This window comes from Mesorhizobium sp. M0306 (assembly GCF_040321655.1).
GTDB lineage: Bacteria > Pseudomonadota > Alphaproteobacteria > Rhizobiales > Rhizobiaceae > Mesorhizobium.
Genome location: NZ_JAMYRY010000002.1, coordinates 219,029 through 234,727, shown reverse-complemented (window position 1 = coordinate 234,727; position 15,699 = coordinate 219,029). Strand labels below are relative to the sequence as shown.

Sequence of the window (15,699 nt, the reverse complement as noted above, 5' to 3'; positions counted from 1 at the left end):
AGCGAGGCTGCAAATATCCCTGCGAGAACGATCGGGGGATCGCGCCATGATAACGGCCCACGTAGTCAACGCGCATAACAAGCATCTCTACGAAAACGAATTCGACGAATTTCTGCGCCGCCGGCACGATTTCTTCGTGCATCAAAAACGCTGGCGCCCTCCGAGCCCGGATGGTCGCGAACTGGATCAATTCGATACAGACGCGGCGACATACCTGCTGGGCATTGAAGACGATCGCGTAGTGACTTCGGCTCGATTGATCCCAACGAGCGAGCCGCACATGGTCTCGGAGGTTTTTTCTCACATGTGCGAAAAATCGGGCGTCCCAAGACGTCCCGATTGGGCCGAATGGACCCGCACATTCGTCGTTCCCGACAAACGAACTGCCGGGCTGAGGGGAACGCTGACGCAGCTGTGCTGCGCGGTAATGGAATACGCTCTCGACGAGGGCCTCAGCGCCGTCGGCGGCGTCCAGGAAACCTACTTCATGCCCCACCACGGCGCGCTGAAATGGCGTGCCGAGCCGATGGGAATGGCCAGGGAAGAAAACGGCGAGTGGTACATCGTCGCATATATCGAGGTGAATGAGGCGGCATTGGCGAGTGTTCGGAAGATTCTTGGGATAGGGCATTCGTTGCTGGTGCGAAGGGGGAGGCAGATGCCGTTCTTCCAGAAAACCAGTGATATAGCGGTACTTGACCGCGCCTAGGGAGGAATAGCCGGATCATAATAATAGATGCGTTGGAGAAAGATTCAGACTATTCGAGTTTCACAATTTCGAAGAAATTGTCTTGAAGTCTAGTTTACTATTTGTACACACAAACGTCAAAGGGAGGACAGCCGATGTATACCGTTAATGAGAATACACAGATAACGACGATACTTGCATGTTCAATGGTTTCTCTTTCATTGACGATGGGGAATGCTTTCGGGCAAACGGCCGACGCCAAAAGCGCGGAACCCTTTACGTCCCAAGGGCTTACTGACTTTGTATCTGATTTGAACCATCGGGTCAGTGTATTGGAAGAAGAGGCTTTGGCCACTTCCCTGCCGGTAGGGACGTATATTCTCTCCGAACGCAAATGTGCTGGACGGATATTTCAGGATGTAACGGACCAGTTCAGCGGGAGATTCATTCTTGTAGATATGGCGGTAGTAGGCGCGCCGACAACAATAGAGGGCGATGGATCGCACGACCATGCGGGCGGCCAGCACTCACATGAAGTGAAGGGGCGCACTTCCCAGCTTGGAGGTGGTCAGCGGAAAGGAACCCTAGATCGTGATACGACGGTTCCTCATGAAGGTACAAGTCTCAACGTGACAGGGACGGCTCTTCCCTCTCAGCATACCCATACTGGGGGCGCGCACCAGCACGCGGCTATCGGCCTGCGAATCTGCAAAGTAATTCGCTGAACGCGGAGGGATGCTCCACTAGGAAAATAGAAAGCCTCGCGCTTCCAGCACGAGCGTTTGGCGGAAGCAAAAAGCCCGCTACCACGCATTATTCATGGCCAAAGTGCACTGTCACCGTAATTCAGTGAGGCGACCAAAGCCTTGATGAGTTGGGAAGGCTTGCCGGTTCCCTGGCCATTCCCTTGGTGGGCACCGAAGAGCATTCGACGGTAGCTCGGCCGGCAAGCGCTTGCATGCGGCGGTTTTCTTGCAGCGATACCGATCTACTGAAATTACGTCCTTATATCCGAACTCGTCTGATGAATAGGAGCTGATTCCGTGCCTACGGCTTTTTCCAAGGTGCCGCGAATGATGGTCATCTTTGGGCGCTTTGGCTTGGCAAGCCTATTGTCGTTGGGGGAGAATGTCGCCGATGCCGCCGATGCGCAGCATCCGTTGTTGATTCAACCGGAAATTTGTTCAGCGATCATCTTTGGCGGGTCGCCGCAACCTTCACCATTCTGTCGAGTTGCACCGTCAGAAACCAGGGAAGGCCACTCTGATTTGACTGTCTCCTTAACCGCCACAACGGCCCCCGTTCGGGTCGGAGGATATCGCGTGGAGACAGAGAATTACAACGGCGCTTACTTGCCGCCTGTGCTGGAACTTGACGCTGGCGATACCTTAAAGGTCCGTCTCGTGGACGCCCTTGAGCAGCCTTCCTCGGTCGAACATGGTAACATGGCGCATGACTTGCATATGGAGCAGGCCACCAACCTACATACACATGGCTTGATTGTCTCACCGGATAACGCTGCCGACCCAACTCACGGGAATGGCGACAATGTCTTCGTCTCTTTGAAGCGAGGGGAGTGGTTGGACTACAGCATCACGGTACCCACTGCCTTGCCCTCAAGTATTCTCGATGGCGTCGCAGGCATTATTCCACACCCGAATGGTCTCTATTGGTACCACTCTCACATTCATGGCCTTTCAGCTGGACAGGTCGCCGGCGGGATGTCTGGCGTCCTCTCAATTGGTTCGGGGGATGCCAACATATCTGTGCGGGACGTCGATCCGGCGCGGGAGAAGAAACTGACAGGTGATCTTAGAGCGATTACAGACATTTCTTATATGATGCTGCGTGATATTAAACTAAAGACCTCTATCCCTCCTGATCAAGCTTCCGGTGAAGCTCCGGCACAGTGGGTCCACATCGCGGGTCATAACCAATGTGCGCCGTCGATGGGCGATCAGCCTCTTCCCGCGTCGCAAGAGCGAGAGGGTTTTTGTCAAAGCCCGAGCGATGCAAATGATATTTGGCTGTTCACCGTCAACGGGCAGCGTTTTCCTACGGTCGATATCGGGGCAGGCCGAAATGGGCTGTGGCGTATCGCCAATCTGAGCGCCGATGTCACCTATGATCTTCGGATTGTATCGGAGGCAGATGGAAGCCTGCTGCCGTTCGATCTGCTCAGCGTGGATGGTGTTGTTCCGGGCAAACCGCTCTTGCGGAGTGAACCGGCGGTACCAAACAAAGCCGCCAAATTGTCAACGCTCACTCTCATGCCTGCAGCCAGAGCGGAGATTTACATCCGGAACGACACTCAATCTGCCAAGGTCCGGAGATATTTGCTCAGAACCGGGCCTGTCAGCACCGGAGCGGATCCAAAGTTCAATGGAGACAATTGGCCTGAGATTCAATTGGCTAGAGTTATATTGGAACGATCTCCCACAGCCGTGGCAGAGCGCGTCGCGACCGATCTCAATCTGCCTTATGCCGAGTTTGAGAATCTCCACCTGTCTGAAATCTTGGAAGCTACACCACTGCCCGACCTCCCGGTAGGCTGCGTTCGTGACATCGATAGGAATACACGCGAACATCGACGTGTGACGTTCGCCAGTGGCACAATGCCTGACACGTGGCGCGTTTGGACGAACCTTGTTCATCCGCCACAGCCCACCGGCGTCTATCCGATCGACAGTTTCGAACCTGACCCTGACGCAGGTATCGGTCCTGTGGGCTTCGACGCTTATTTGGATGCAAAAGGTGAAGTCGATTGGGACGGCACCAAAGACCGTCCTAAGCACACATGCGTTCAGCTTTCTAACGGTCATGGCCAACTGTGGGAGCTCGAGAACCCAACATCTGAGCTGCACAATTTTCACATCCACCAGATGAAGTTCCGCCTGGCTGCTGCCTCTGACCTGGAGGCCAACGGTATCGACCCCCGCACCGTTCGTTATCCGTCAAATGCCCAGTTGGCGTCAATTCGCGAAGAAGACAGTACCGGCGTAAGCACTTGGCACGATACCGTCCCGGTCCCTTCAAATGGAATTGTCTTCATTGTCATGAATTTCGATTCGGAAGAGCAGATCGGCAAATACGTTTACCACTGCCACATCCTTGAGCATGAAGATGCAGGTCTGATGGCTCCATTGGAGGTGGTTCGACATCGTCGGTTCTGGTCGAAAAGGCACATCGACCGACGGCTGGGGAATACGATTACCACGGGTATTTGGCTCACGCTTGACCAGATGCGATTGGGCAAGTACCAGCGATAGTCGGCAGTGTCATGCGGGGAAGACCGGATAACGGTGCACCTGCTGGGTGTATCGCTTCATTTATAGCCGTCAAACAGTGGGTCCATAGCCGCGAAATGGTGAGTTGGACGCAGCACCAGAAGGACGCGGACCACCAATTCGCGCTCTCTCGGTTCCGCACTCTGTGTGCAGTAGGCTGTCACGCGAACGGGGGGGCAGACGTGGATTTGCCGGGGACATCCAGTGCAATCGTAACTACATTGAGCAGTGAATGGGTGCAATTTGCCTCAGACACGGTCTCCACACTCATTGGAGTGATGGCAGGTTTTGCAGTATCAATATATCTGAATAGAAAGCAACTTCAGTATGAATCAAGAAAAGACCGCGAAACTGTCATTCACCTGGGTATTTCAAATCTGAAGAAGGTCGTGTATGCCTGCGCTTCGAACCTAGAAAACCTGCTTAATATGAAATATCAGATGATAGGTGATTTGAAATCAGATTGCGATAAGCTGAGGATGGCAATTAATGAATTTAGACCACCGCAAGAAATTGTTGATATTGCAGAGCCGCTTAGAACCTTCTTAGGATTCCCCAGATTAGGGGTGATGAAATTCCCAGACTATGACAAGTTTAGCGAATTTATAAGTGATATACCGATGATGCTTTCAATAATACATAAGGCGGAATTCACGCTGGAGGATCTAAATAACCGAATAGCGTCCAGAAATTCGCTGATCGATAAGCACTCTTTGAAAAATATGGATGGTTTAAACGCCCACGCCGTCTATTACTTTCATCAGATGATACTTTCAGAATCAGACAACATCGCCCAGTACGTCGATGATGCGATATTTTTCTGCGACTTATTGAGTGAGCAGCTAATCAGCTATATGAAATATAAATTTCCGAACCACAAAAATATAAGATTCTCTCCGTCGGAGCACCTGAAAGAAATTATGCCTCCAAAGGATTACGTTAAAACTTATCGCGATCAATTCATCGACTTCTCGACCATGCCCAAAAAGCCGAAGATGTTTACTCTTTCTGACGCGTTTTCGAAGCAGGCTTTGTAACTGCTTAATCGTTGATAGCGGCGGAGCCGAGTCGCATGCCAATGACGCGCACGGAAGCGATTGAGGTCATTGGCTGGGGAACCTGGATTCGAACCAGGACTAACGGAGTCAGAGTCCGTGGGTCTACCGTTAACCTATTCCCCAGCAGGCGCGGCTGTTGAAAACCACGCGGGCAGGGCGACGATGTCGCCGCGCGTGCCTTGTAGCCGCCGCCGGAAAATAGTCAACCCTGTGTCTGGGCTCAATCGTCGGCTTCCGGCGCGTCAATTCGCGCTACGGCTGAATTGCGAGCGCTCGAAATACAGCACCACGCCGAGCGCGATCAGCAGCGGGATGATCAGGTAGAACAGCCGGAATACCAGGAGCGCCGCCAGCACGCCGACCTGGTCCATATGTGACAAGCCGGCGAGGAACACCACCTCGAAGACGCCGAGCCCGCCCGGCGCATGCGAGATCTGCGCGATCGAGAACGACACCAGGAACACGCCGAGCACGACGAAATAGCCGGGATTGCCGGTGGCGGGCAGGGCGAAGAAGATGATCGCCGCCGCCGCCAGCAGCTCGATCGGGCCGACCAGCAATTGCCGTGCTACGATCGGCAGCGCCGGGTAGTGCAACTGGAAGCTGCCGATCCTCAGCGGCCTCAGATGCAGCCAGCTGCCGAAGACATAGGCCGCCACCAAGAGCAGCATGGCGAGCCCTGCCGCTTGCGACAGCTTGTGGTGCGGCGTGCCGGAAAACCGGTCGATCACCTCAGGCTCGAGCAGCAGGACGATGCTTGAGACGAACAGCGTCGACAGCACGAAGGTGATCCAGCAGATCGCCACCAGAATGCCGACATCCTGGCCGGTCAGGCCCTTGGTGCCGTAGGCGCGGTAGCGGATCACCGCACCGGAAAATACCGATCCGCCGATATTGTGCGACAGCGCGTAGGTGGTGAACGAGCAGAAGGTGACGAACAGCCACGAGACTCGTCTGCCGATGTGCAGCAGCGCTATGTGGTCGTAGCCGGCGAGCGAGGCATAGGCGATGACCGAGCTCAGCGCCGCCAGCATCCAGCCGCGCGCCGGGATGGCGACGATGCCGTCCCAGACGTCGTCGAGCGAAATGCCGCGCAATTCGTGCAGCAGCAGCCACAGCGAGAACACCACCGCGGCGATGCCGATGACGGGCCAGAAATAACGCCTCCAGTTCATGGCGTGACGATCATGCGTTGCAGCCCGTACCCGTTTTTCCGGTTCGCAGCAGGAAAATCGCCGGCGCTCCCGAATGGTTCATTTCAGAAATGCCTCATTGAAGCCGGCTATTCAACCGGGAAGGCGCGCCATCATCCGCCGAGGGCAGGGGCGAGACAACGCCGCCGGCAAAATTCGCCGCGAGCACTCTTGGTGATCCGGCCCGGCGCTGATAGTCTGGCCGCAACTTGAACATGTAAAAGCGCCTGCTGCGTCCGGTCTCGGTTCGCGCGGCGCCGGAAGGAACGACAGTGGAAGACCACGACGCCGGCGCTGGCGCGCCGGAAGTGGGCGTGTCCAGGGGTTCGCCGCCGCCCGGCCAGGCAAGCCCATCCGCCGGACGCTACGGCCGTCAGGCGCAGCCCCGGTCCGGCAATGGACAGGCTGGCGACACGTCCCACGATCACAAGGGTCAGAACGGCCCTCATCAGAACGGCAAACCCAAGAAGCGGCGCAAGCGGCGGCGCGGGCGCAAGGTTTTCGCACGCGACGAGGCTCGTCCGGTGATATCAGGCACTTCGGTGCCAGCCGCCGGCGATGCCCCGGCCGCTCGCCAGCCCCAGCCAGCGGCTTCGATCGCGCCCCAGTCCTCGATCGCGCAATCGGCTTCAATCGCGCAATTGCCTCCAGCCTCGCCAAGGCCGGGGCAAGGTGCCCGCACGCCGCCGCCGCTGCAGGAATTGCCGGTCTTTGCCGCGCTAGATCTCGGCACCAACAATTGTCGCCTGCTGGTCGCGGTGCCGACGCGTCATGGCCAGTTCCGCGTCATCGATGCCTTCTCGCGCATCGTCAGGCTGGGCGAGGGCCTTACCGCCAATGGCCGGCTCGGCGAGGCTGCAATGGACCGCGCTGTCGAGGCGCTGAAGATCTGCGGTGACAAATTGCGTAACCGCAAGGTCAGGAAGGCCAGGCTGATCGCCACCGAGGCCTGCCGCACCGCCGCCAACGGCGTCGAGTTCCTCGAGCGCGTCGAGCGCGAGGCCGGCCTGAAGCTCGAAATCATCGACCGCCAGACCGAGGCGCGGCTGGCAGTGTCGGGCTGCGGCTCGCTGGTCGAGCGCGACACGCAAGGCGTCGTGCTGTTCGACATCGGCGGCGGCTCGTCCGAAATCGCGCTGATCGACCTCACCGGTCAGCGCTCGCCAAGGCTTGCCAACCATATCGTGTCGTGGACCTCGCTGCCGGTCGGCGTCGTCTCGCTGGCGGAGCGTTTCGGCGGCCGCGCGGTGACGCGCGAGATCTTTGGCGCCATGGTCGAGGATGTCGCAATGCGGCTGCGCGCCTTCGACGGGCGCGACCGGCTGAGCCACCTCCTGTCCAGCCCGAAATTCCATTTGCTCGGCACGTCGGGCACGGTGACGACGCTGGCCGGCGTCCACCTCGATCTCGAACGCTACGACCGCCGCCGCGTCGACGGGCTGTGGATGAATCGCGACAGCGTTGATCGCATGGTCGAAAAACTGGTCGGCTGGGATTTCCAACAGCGCGTCGCCAACCCTTGCATCGGCGCCGACCGCGCCGACCTGGTTCTGGCCGGCTGCGCCATATTGGAGGCGATCCGCGCCGTCTGGCCGTCGGAGCGGCTGCGTGTCGCCGACCGTGGCCTGCGCGAGGGAATATTGAGCGAATTGATGGCCGATGACGGCGTCTGGCGCAACAGTGGGCGTGGCCGGCAATGACGAAGAAACCGGAAAGACCGAGTTCGGCCGGCATTCGCGTGCTGAAGACGAAGATCAAGAAGAAAAGCGGGCTGAAGGAATCGTCGCGCCGCTGGCTGCAGCGCCACATCAACGATCCCTATGTCCAGCGCTCGAAGGCCGATGGCTATCGCTCGCGCGCCGCCTATAAGCTGATCGAGATCGACGACAAGCACCATTTGCTCAAGCCCGGCATGAAGGTGATTGACCTTGGTGCGGCACCCGGCGGCTGGTGCCAGGTCGCCGCCGCACGTACGAAATCTACGGCGGAACACCCGAACGTCGTCGGCATCGATTACCTCGAGATGGACGCGGTGCCGGGCGCGCCGGTGCTGCTGATGGATTTCCTCGATCCCCAGGCGCCGCAGAAGCTGGCCGAGACGCTGGGCGGGCCGCCGGACATCGTGCTCTCCGACATGGCCGCACCCACCACCGGCCACAAGCGGACCGACCACATCCGCACCATGCATTTGTGCGAGGTGGCGGCCGATTTCGCGCTGTCGGTATTGAAGCCGGGCGGACATTTCCTCGCCAAGACGTTTCAGGGCGGCGCCGAGAACGAATTGCTGGCCAGGCTGAAGCGGAATTTCCGCTCGGTCCATCACGTCAAGCCGCCGGCCTCGCGCGATGAGTCGGTGGAGCTCTATTTGTTGGCGAAGGATTTTAAGGGTTAAGCTGCCTCAGCTTGTTGACGCTGGAGGGACAGCACCCCCCTCTGTCCTGCCGGACATCTCCCCCACGAGGGGGGAGATTGGCAGCTTCGGCGCGCCGTCTAATCCTGCAACGTTGAACATTGGCGAAAGCGGTAGCACAACCGATCTCCCCCCTTGCGGGGGAGATGTCCGGTAGGACAGAGGGGGGTGGGAAGGATCGCTACGGTTCTGCATTGCTCCGTTCTGTACCGCTCCGCCCCCTCAACTCCCCGGCGGGCTCACCGGCTCCAGGGTCTTCGGCGGCGTCAGTCGGCCATGTCCCGACACGGCATTGCCGGCGTCCGGCGCCAGCCGCATGAACGACAGCGAGGCCGCCGCCGACACCGCCGCCACGATGAAGAAGGCGGTGTGGAAGTCGCTCAGCGTCAGTGGGCCGCCATGGATCTTGGTCGACACGTCCAGGATGCCGCCGGCCAGCGCCACGCCGAGCGCGATCGCCAACTGCTGGAACACCGCCGTGATCGGCGTCGCCTTGCTGGTGTCGGCGGCCGAAATCTCGGCGTAGGCAAGCGCATTGATGCCGGTGAAGAACATCGAGCGGATGAAGCCCCCGGCGAGCAGCATGGCGAGGATCAGCCCATAGGGCGTATCGGGTGTGAACAGGCCGTTGATGGCGATGGACGCGGCAGCGATGAGCGAGCCTGAAATCAGCACACGGCGGAAGCCGGCGACCCTGAAGATCAGCGCGGTGACGAATTTCATGCCTATGGCGCCGATCGCCGAGACAAAGGTGATCATGCCGGACTGGAACGGCGTCAGCCCGAAACCGATCTGGAACATCAGCGGCAACAGGAAAGGTACGGCACCAATGCCAATGCGGAACAATCCGCCGCCGAGCACCGACGAGCGGAACACCCGATTGCGAAACAGCTCGAGCGCCAGCAGCGGATTCTTGGCGCGGCGCGCGTGCAGCAGATAAAGCACCGCCGACGCCAGCCCGACGGCTACGGTGAAAAAGCCGGCAGCGGGCGGCAGAGCCGGCAGGCTGACCACCGACAGGCCGAACACAATGCCCGATGCCGCCAGCCCGCTCAGCACAAAACCGATGAAATCGAGTGGCGGTGTCTCGGCAGGGTCGGTCTTTGGCAGGAAACGCGTGGCCAGCCAGATGCCGATCAGCCCGATCGGCACGTTGATCAGAAAAATCCAGTGCCAGGAAAAATAGGTCGTGATGAAGCCGCCGACCGGCGGGCCGACCAGCGGGCCGACCAGAGCCGGGACGGTCAGCCATGACATGGCGGCGACGAGTTCGCTTTTCGGCGTCGCGCGTACCAGCACCAGGCGTCCGACCGGCGTCATCATGGCGCCGCCAATGCCTTGCAGGAAGCGTGACACCACGAAAGCCGGCAGCGAATTGGACATGGCGCACGCGACCGAACCGGCGATGAACACGGCGATCGCGGCACGGAAGACATTCTTGGCGCCAAAGCGGTCGGCCATCCAGCCGCTGATCGGAATGAAGATCGCCAGCGATACCAGATAGGCGGTCAGCGCCAGCTTGAGCGCGATCGGGCTGGTGTGGATGTCGATGGCGATCGCCGGCAACGATGTCGCAATGACGGTCGAATCCATGTTCTCCATGAATAGAGCGACCGCCAGAATAAGCGGAATGGTGCGGTTCACGATGGATCCGGCCTTGAAATGTGCGTCGCCGCTTGCTTGCCGGCCTTGAGGGCCAAACCGACACGTAGGGCGGTTATCATGCCTTGGCCCGGATGTCGCATTAAATTGCTGTCACGTTTGTGCGACCGCAAGTCTTGCAGCACCTGGGGCAAATGCAGCTTTGCCACTACACAACCATCGGCTTTTCAACGGCGACGGGACGTGTTACGAGCCAGCGCCAATCCTGAAAGGGAAGAAGACGAGTCGGCGCTGTCCATCAGGGCGAGCGCCTTTCCTGCATTCCGAGGGCTGGCCATGGCAAAAATCATCGAGACGTCCACCGGCGCATTGGCGCTGACTTTTGACGACGTGCTGCTGCAGCCGGGTCATTCCGAGGTCATGCCCGGCGAGACCGACATCCGCACCCGCATCGCCGGCGACATCGACCTCAACGTGCCGATCCTGTCGGCCGCCATGGACACGGTCACCGAGGCAAGGCTTGCCATCGCCATGGCCCAGGCCGGCGGCATCGGCGTCATCCACCGCAATTTCTCGCCGGCCGAACAGGCCGAGCAGGTGCGGCAAGTGAAGAAATTCGAATCCGGCATGGTGGTCAACCCCGTCACCATCGGTCCCGAGGCGACGCTTGCAGATGCGCTGGGTCTGATGCGCACCTACAGCATCTCGGGCATTCCGGTGGTCGAGAACGGCGGCAGCGGCGGCCACACGGTGGGCCGGCTGGTCGGCATCCTGACCAACCGCGACGTCCGCTTCGCCTCCGACCCGGCGCAAAAGGTCTATGAGCTGATGACCCGCGAGAACCTGATCACGGTCAAGGAGAACGTCGATCAGGACGAGGCCAAGCGACTGCTCCATCAGCACCGCATCGAGAAGCTTGTTGTGGTCGACCGGGACGGCAATTGCGTTGGGCTGATCACGGTCAAGGACATCGAGAAGTCGCAGCTCAACCCGCACGCCACCAAGGATGCGCAGGGACGCTTGCGGGCCGCCGCCGCCACCAGCGTCGGCGATGACGGTTTCGAACGGGCCGAGCGCCTCATCGACGCCGGCGTCGACCTTCTGGTGATCGACACCGCGCACGGTCATTCGCAGCGCGTCCTGGATGCGGTGACGCGGGCCAAAAAACTCTCCAACTCGGTTCGCATCCTGGCCGGCAACGTCGCCACGTCAGAAGGCACGCTGGCGCTGATCGATGCCGGCGCCGACGCAGTCAAGGTCGGCATCGGGCCGGGTTCCATCTGCACCACCCGCATCGTCGCCGGCGTCGGCGTGCCGCAGCTCTCGGCGATCATGTCGGCGGTCGAGACGGCGCAGAAATCGGGCGTCTCGGTCATTGCCGATGGCGGCATCAAATATTCGGGCGATCTCGCCAAGGCGCTGGCCGCCGGGGCCAGCGCGGCGATGATCGGTTCGCTGCTGGCCGGCACCGACGAGAGCCCGGGCGAGGTCTATCTGCATCAGGGCCGCTCCTTCAAAGCCTATCGCGGCATGGGCTCGGTCGGCGCGATGGCGCGCGGCTCCGCCGATCGCTACTTCCAGGCCGAGGTGCGCGACACGCTGAAACTGGTCCCGGAAGGCATCGAAGGGCAGGTGCCGTACAAAGGACCTGTGTCTGGCGTGCTGCACCAGCTTGCAGGCGGCCTGAAAGCCGCTATGGGTTATGTCGGTGGCCGCGACCTTGCCGATTTCCGCGAGCGCGCCACTTTTGTGCGGATATCCAATGCCGGACTTCGTGAAAGCCACGCCCATGACGTCACGATTACCCGCGAAAGCCCGAATTATCCTGGCGGAGCCTGACCGTCATGCGTCTTGGCGCAATCTGGCGGCAATGATCCTGCGGCTGTCGCGCCACGCGGCCGCACTGTGTGTCGCCACCGTGGCGGTTTTCATCATCATGACGGCGATGGAGTTCCTCTATTTTCGCCAATTGAGCGGCGGTCTGCCGTCGCTCGACATGCGCTATGCCGGTTTCACTCCGGATGAGGGCATGGCCTGGCTAACGGCCCTCGGCCGGCGCGGCAGCGAGATTATTCTCGTCTGGCATTACCTGACCTTCGACCTGCTTTTTCCGGCGCTGCTATCGCTGACGATGGTCAGCCTGATCCTGGCCACGGGCAGGCGGCTGAAAAACTTCCGTGCACTGCCTGCGCAAACCCAGGCGATATTCGCAGCCGTGCTGGTGCTGCCCTACACGCTTGCCGACTATGCCCAGAACATCGCCGTGGCTCGTCTATTGTCCGATTTCCTGTCAGCCAATCCGGATTCGCTATCCTTCGCCTCGGCGCTGATCGTCACCAAATTCGCCCTACTGGCGATACCGGTGACCGTCATTGCGGCTTTCACTCTGATGGCTCAGAAACGGCCTTGAAGGCTGGGTGACAACGACAGGGGGCGTCTTGAACCAGACCGCGATCTTCTGGCCGATGCTGGCGCAGGTGCTGCTGGTCTATATCCGTCTATTTCGTAATGGGCCGGCGCCGTTATGGTGCGGTCAGATCGGGCGAAGCCAAGACCGGCCAGTTCAAGACGCGCTCGACGGAGCCTGGTTCCAGCATCAGCGTCGCCAACAATCTGAGTAACCAGTTCGAACTGCCGGTGCTCTTCTACGTCTTATGCTTGACCCTGCACGTGACCAATGGCGTCAATTATCTGACCTTGGCACTGATGTGGATCTTTGTCGTCTCCCGCTATCTTCACGCATCGGTCCACTTGACCAGCAATCGGCTACTCCTGCGCAGCAGGGCATTCTACCTGGGCGCGGTAGTTCTCGCACTTGGCTGGATATGGCTGGCGCTGCATCTGCTCGGCTTGGTCTGAGCAAGCTCAAGGCTACAAATCGAACACTGCAATCTTACGCTTGTCGAACCTGATGGCGAGTTCGCCGCGCACCAGCTTGAGCGCGGCCTCGCCGAAAACGGCACGCCGCCAACCTTGCAATGCAGGCACGTCGGCTTCCTCGCCCTCGGCAGCGATGCGGTCGATGTCGTCACTGGAGGCGAGTACCTTGGATGCGACGCCTTCCTTTTCGGCAACGATCCGCAGCAGCACCTTCAGCAACTCCGCCGCGGCGCTCGACCCCTCTGGCGGCTGGAAGCTCTTCGGCAGCTTCGGCATCTCTTCCCTGGGCAGGGCGAGCGCAGCGTTTACTGCTCCAAGCAGTGCCGTAGCCGTCGACGAGCGCTCCCAGCCCTTCGGCGTGGTGCGCAGCTTGCTCAGCGCCGCAGCGTCGCGCGGCGCCTGCTGCGCTACTTCGTAGATCGCATCGTCCTTGAGCACCCGGCCGCGCGGCACGTCGCGCTCGCGCGCTTCGCGTTCGCGCCAGGCGGCCACCGCCTGGACGATCGCCAGTTCCTGCGGCTTGCGCAGCCGCATCTTGAGCCGCTTCCAGGCATCCTCGGGATGCGGATCGTAGGTCTCGCGCGAGGTCAGCACGTCCATCTCCTCGTTCAGCCAGTGGGCGCGGTTTTCCCGCACCAGCTCGGCGCTGAGATGCTTGTAGACCTCGATCAGGTGGGTGACGTCGGCGAGCGCGTAGTCGAGCTGCTTTTCGGACAGCGGACGGTGGCGCCAGTCGGTGAAGCGCGAGGACTTGTCGAGCCTCGCGCCGGTGATGCGCTGCACCAGCTGGTCGTAGGAGACGCTGTCGCCGAAGCCGCAGACCATCGCCGCGACCTGGGTGTCGAACACCGGATGCGGCACCAGATCGCCGAGATGCACAATGATTTCGATGTCCTGCCGCGCCGCATGGAAGACTTTGACGATCGCCTCATTGGCCATCAGCCTGAAGAACGGTTTCAGGTCGATGTCGGGCGACAGCGGATCAATCAGCGCCGTCACCCCGGGCGCTGCCATCTGGATCAGGCACAGGATCGGCCAGAAGGTCGTTTCGCGAATGAATTCGGTATCGACGGTGACGAACTCCGCCTTTTCGAAAGCGGCAATAACGGTCTCGAGTTCTTTCTGGGTGGTGATGACGTGCATCAAATCGCTTTTGGCAAGGGATAGGGTCTCTTTCAATTTCAGCCGCGCGCGCTTTCGTCAAGCGCAAGCACCTCTATCGGGGCTTTACGGGTTCATCGGGATCAGCATTCCGCTTCGCCAACCGGGCAAAAACCGTAGACGTGCGCAACAGCGCCGTAAAACGGCTGCGATGGCTGGCCGGCACGGCGGAGCGCGCCTGCATCCGGTAAAGGATGACGGCCACGAAGATCGCATAGACGGTGGCGCTGAACACGAACAGCGCGCTCGGCCCGAAAAATTGCATCACCGTCGAGGCGGCGAACGGCCCGCCGATGGCGCCAAAGGAATAAAACAGCATCAAGGCTGCATTGATCAGCACGAACTCGCCCTTGTCGGCGCGGTCGTTGGAATGCGCGGCCGACAGCGAATAGAGCGGCATGGCGAAGCAGCCGAAGATGAAGACGAGCAGGAAGTTGAGGAACGGACTGCCGCCTGCCACGAACGCCAGCGCCAGTGCCGCCACCATCGCACAGCACGTCGTCATCAGCAGGACCGAGCGCCGGTCCCAGCGGTCGGAGAGATAGCCAAGCGGGTATTGGATGATGGCGCCGCCAAAAATGCCGACGCTGACAAAGGTGACGACGTCGGCGACCGACATGCCGATCTGCTCGGCATAGACCGGCGACAGGGTGCGGAAGGCGCTGTTTGTGACGCCGACGGCGATGCAGCCGAAGCAGCCGAGCGGTGAAATCCGCCAGACGCGCGCCAAATCGAGCTTGACGTCTTCCGGCGGCGTCGGATTGGAGCGGTCGCCGAGCGAAACCGGCACCAGCGAAACGGTGATCATCATCGACATGATGGCGAAGATGGCAAAGCCGCCGGCGCCGAAGATCGGGATCAGGAACTGGGCGCCCGTCACCGAGCCGATGTCGACCATGCGGTAGATGGCAAGCACCCGCGCCCGGTCGGTGTTGGTGACGCCGGAATTCAGCCAGGCTTCCATGATGGTGAACAGGCCGGCAAAGCAGAACCCGCCGGCAAAGCGCACGGCGCACCACATCACCGGATCGATGACCAGCACCAGAAGCAGCGTTCCCGCCGAGGCGATCGCCGCGAGTGCCGAAAAGGCGCGCACATGGCCAACGGACTTCATGATGCGGGTCACGGCAAGGCAGCCGAGCAGGAAGCCGGCGAAATAGAACGTGCCCATCAGGCCGATCGAGGAAGCGGGAAAACCCTCCTGCGCACCACGCAGCGCAATCAAGGTGCTCTGCAGGCCGTTGCCGCCGAGCAGGATGCCGGCGGCGATCAGGAGCGGGATCAGCGGGCGGATGGAGGACATGAAGGAATGCCTGTCGTTGATCCTTCTTGAACCATCGCCTTCGCCAATGCCAGCGGCAATTCCCGGTGGCGTTGGGGCCAGCCGGGGGGCCTTAATGCATGTCGCGCAAAAGTGTGC

The 15,699-nt window shown here is 60.2% G+C and carries 12 protein-coding genes, 1 tRNA gene and 1 pseudogene; 9 read left to right on the top strand and 5 right to left on the bottom strand.

Features of this window, described 5'->3' with window-relative positions; genetic code table 11:
* Window positions 1-46: 46 nt before the first annotated feature.
* From NKI95_RS06095 to NKI95_RS06080, 4 genes are all read left to right on the top strand, one after another.
* On the top strand, window positions 47-709 hold the full coding sequence (locus NKI95_RS06095; protein WP_352714903.1) for an acyl-homoserine-lactone synthase: 663 nt from the start codon (window positions 47-49) through the stop codon (window positions 707-709).
* 134 nt (window positions 710-843) lie between these two features.
* The gene (locus tag NKI95_RS06090; RefSeq protein WP_352714901.1) at window positions 844-1,413 is read left to right on the top strand and encodes a hypothetical protein; all 570 of its coding nucleotides are present in this window, start codon (window positions 844-846) and stop codon (window positions 1,411-1,413) included.
* Window positions 1,414-1,761: 348 nt separating this feature from the next.
* Entirely contained in the window at window positions 1,762-3,957 is a 2,196-nt protein-coding gene (locus tag NKI95_RS06085; protein ID WP_352714899.1) for a multicopper oxidase family protein, read from the top strand.
* 200 nt (window positions 3,958-4,157) lie between these two features.
* The gene (locus NKI95_RS06080; protein ID WP_352714897.1) at window positions 4,158-5,012 is read left to right on the top strand and encodes a hypothetical protein; all 855 of its coding nucleotides are present in this window, start codon (window positions 4,158-4,160) and stop codon (window positions 5,010-5,012) included.
* A gap of 70 nt (window positions 5,013-5,082) precedes the next feature.
* Here the strand turns inward: NKI95_RS06080 and NKI95_RS06075 are convergent.
* Window positions 5,083-5,156, bottom strand: a tRNA-Gln gene (locus tag NKI95_RS06075).
* Between the two features lie 119 nt (window positions 5,157-5,275).
* On the bottom strand, window positions 5,276-6,208 hold the full coding sequence (locus tag NKI95_RS06070; protein ID WP_352714895.1) for a putative bifunctional lysylphosphatidylglycerol flippase/synthetase: 933 nt from the start codon (window positions 6,206-6,208) through the stop codon (window positions 5,276-5,278).
* 290 nt (window positions 6,209-6,498) lie between these two features.
* On the opposite strand from NKI95_RS06070, the gene NKI95_RS06065 reads away from it, so the two are divergent.
* The gene (locus NKI95_RS06065; protein WP_352714893.1) at window positions 6,499-7,926 is read left to right on the top strand and encodes a Ppx/GppA phosphatase family protein; all 1,428 of its coding nucleotides are present in this window, start codon (window positions 6,499-6,501) and stop codon (window positions 7,924-7,926) included.
* Complete coding sequence (locus NKI95_RS06060; RefSeq protein WP_352714891.1) at window positions 7,923-8,618, top strand: RlmE family RNA methyltransferase; 696 nt, start codon at window positions 7,923-7,925, stop codon at window positions 8,616-8,618. The genes NKI95_RS06065 and NKI95_RS06060 overlap by 4 nt, the downstream gene beginning before the upstream one ends.
* Before the next feature lie 240 nt (window positions 8,619-8,858).
* Here the strand turns inward: NKI95_RS06060 and NKI95_RS06055 are convergent, their stop codons facing one another.
* Window positions 8,859-10,280 (bottom strand): MFS transporter, encoded by a 1,422-nt coding sequence (locus NKI95_RS06055; RefSeq protein WP_352714889.1) that lies wholly within the window; start codon window positions 10,278-10,280, stop codon window positions 8,859-8,861.
* A 294-nt stretch (window positions 10,281-10,574) separates the two neighbouring features.
* Here NKI95_RS06055 and guaB point away from each other — a divergent pair, with 294 nt between their 5' ends.
* From guaB to NKI95_RS06040, 3 genes and pseudogenes are all read left to right on the top strand, one after another.
* Complete coding sequence (gene guaB / locus NKI95_RS06050; RefSeq protein WP_352714887.1) at window positions 10,575-12,077, top strand: IMP dehydrogenase; 1,503 nt, start codon at window positions 10,575-10,577, stop codon at window positions 12,075-12,077.
* Window positions 12,078-12,108: 31 nt separating this feature from the next.
* The gene (locus tag NKI95_RS06045) at window positions 12,109-12,648 is read left to right on the top strand and encodes a hypothetical protein (protein ID WP_352714886.1); all 540 of its coding nucleotides are present in this window, start codon (window positions 12,109-12,111) and stop codon (window positions 12,646-12,648) included.
* A 28-nt stretch (window positions 12,649-12,676) separates the two neighbouring features.
* Window positions 12,677-13,097: pseudogene (locus NKI95_RS06040) on the top strand (MAPEG family protein).
* Between the two features lie 12 nt (window positions 13,098-13,109).
* Here the strand turns inward: NKI95_RS06040 and rnd are convergent.
* Together rnd and NKI95_RS06030 are read right to left on the bottom strand one after the other, a co-directional pair.
* Complete coding sequence (rnd, locus tag NKI95_RS06035; protein WP_352506534.1) at window positions 13,110-14,261, bottom strand: ribonuclease D; 1,152 nt, start codon at window positions 14,259-14,261, stop codon at window positions 13,110-13,112.
* Between the two features lie 73 nt (window positions 14,262-14,334).
* Entirely contained in the window at window positions 14,335-15,582 is a 1,248-nt protein-coding gene (locus NKI95_RS06030; protein WP_352714884.1) for an MFS transporter, read from the bottom strand.
* Between the last annotated feature and the right edge of the window lie 117 nt (window positions 15,583-15,699).

Coding starts and splice junctions, on each gene's coding strand:
- guaB (WP_352714887.1), top strand. CDS start 10,575: ATGGCAAAAATCATCGAGACGTCCACCGGCGCATTGGCGCTGACTTTT.
- NKI95_RS06090 (WP_352714901.1), top strand. CDS start 844: ATGTATACCGTTAATGAGAATACACAGATAACGACGATACTTGCATGT.
- NKI95_RS06070 (WP_352714895.1), bottom strand. CDS start 6,208: ATGAACTGGAGGCGTTATTTCTGGCCCGTCATCGGCATCGCCGCGGTG.
- NKI95_RS06030 (WP_352714884.1), bottom strand. CDS start 15,582: ATGTCCTCCATCCGCCCGCTGATCCCGCTCCTGATCGCCGCCGGCATC.
- NKI95_RS06085 (WP_352714899.1), top strand. CDS start 1,762: ATGATGGTCATCTTTGGGCGCTTTGGCTTGGCAAGCCTATTGTCGTTG.
- NKI95_RS06060 (WP_352714891.1), top strand. CDS start 7,923: ATGACGAAGAAACCGGAAAGACCGAGTTCGGCCGGCATTCGCGTGCTG.
- NKI95_RS06095 (WP_352714903.1), top strand. CDS start 47: ATGATAACGGCCCACGTAGTCAACGCGCATAACAAGCATCTCTACGAA.
- rnd (WP_352506534.1), bottom strand. CDS start 14,261: ATGCACGTCATCACCACCCAGAAAGAACTCGAGACCGTTATTGCCGCT.
- NKI95_RS06045 (WP_352714886.1), top strand. CDS start 12,109: ATGATCCTGCGGCTGTCGCGCCACGCGGCCGCACTGTGTGTCGCCACC.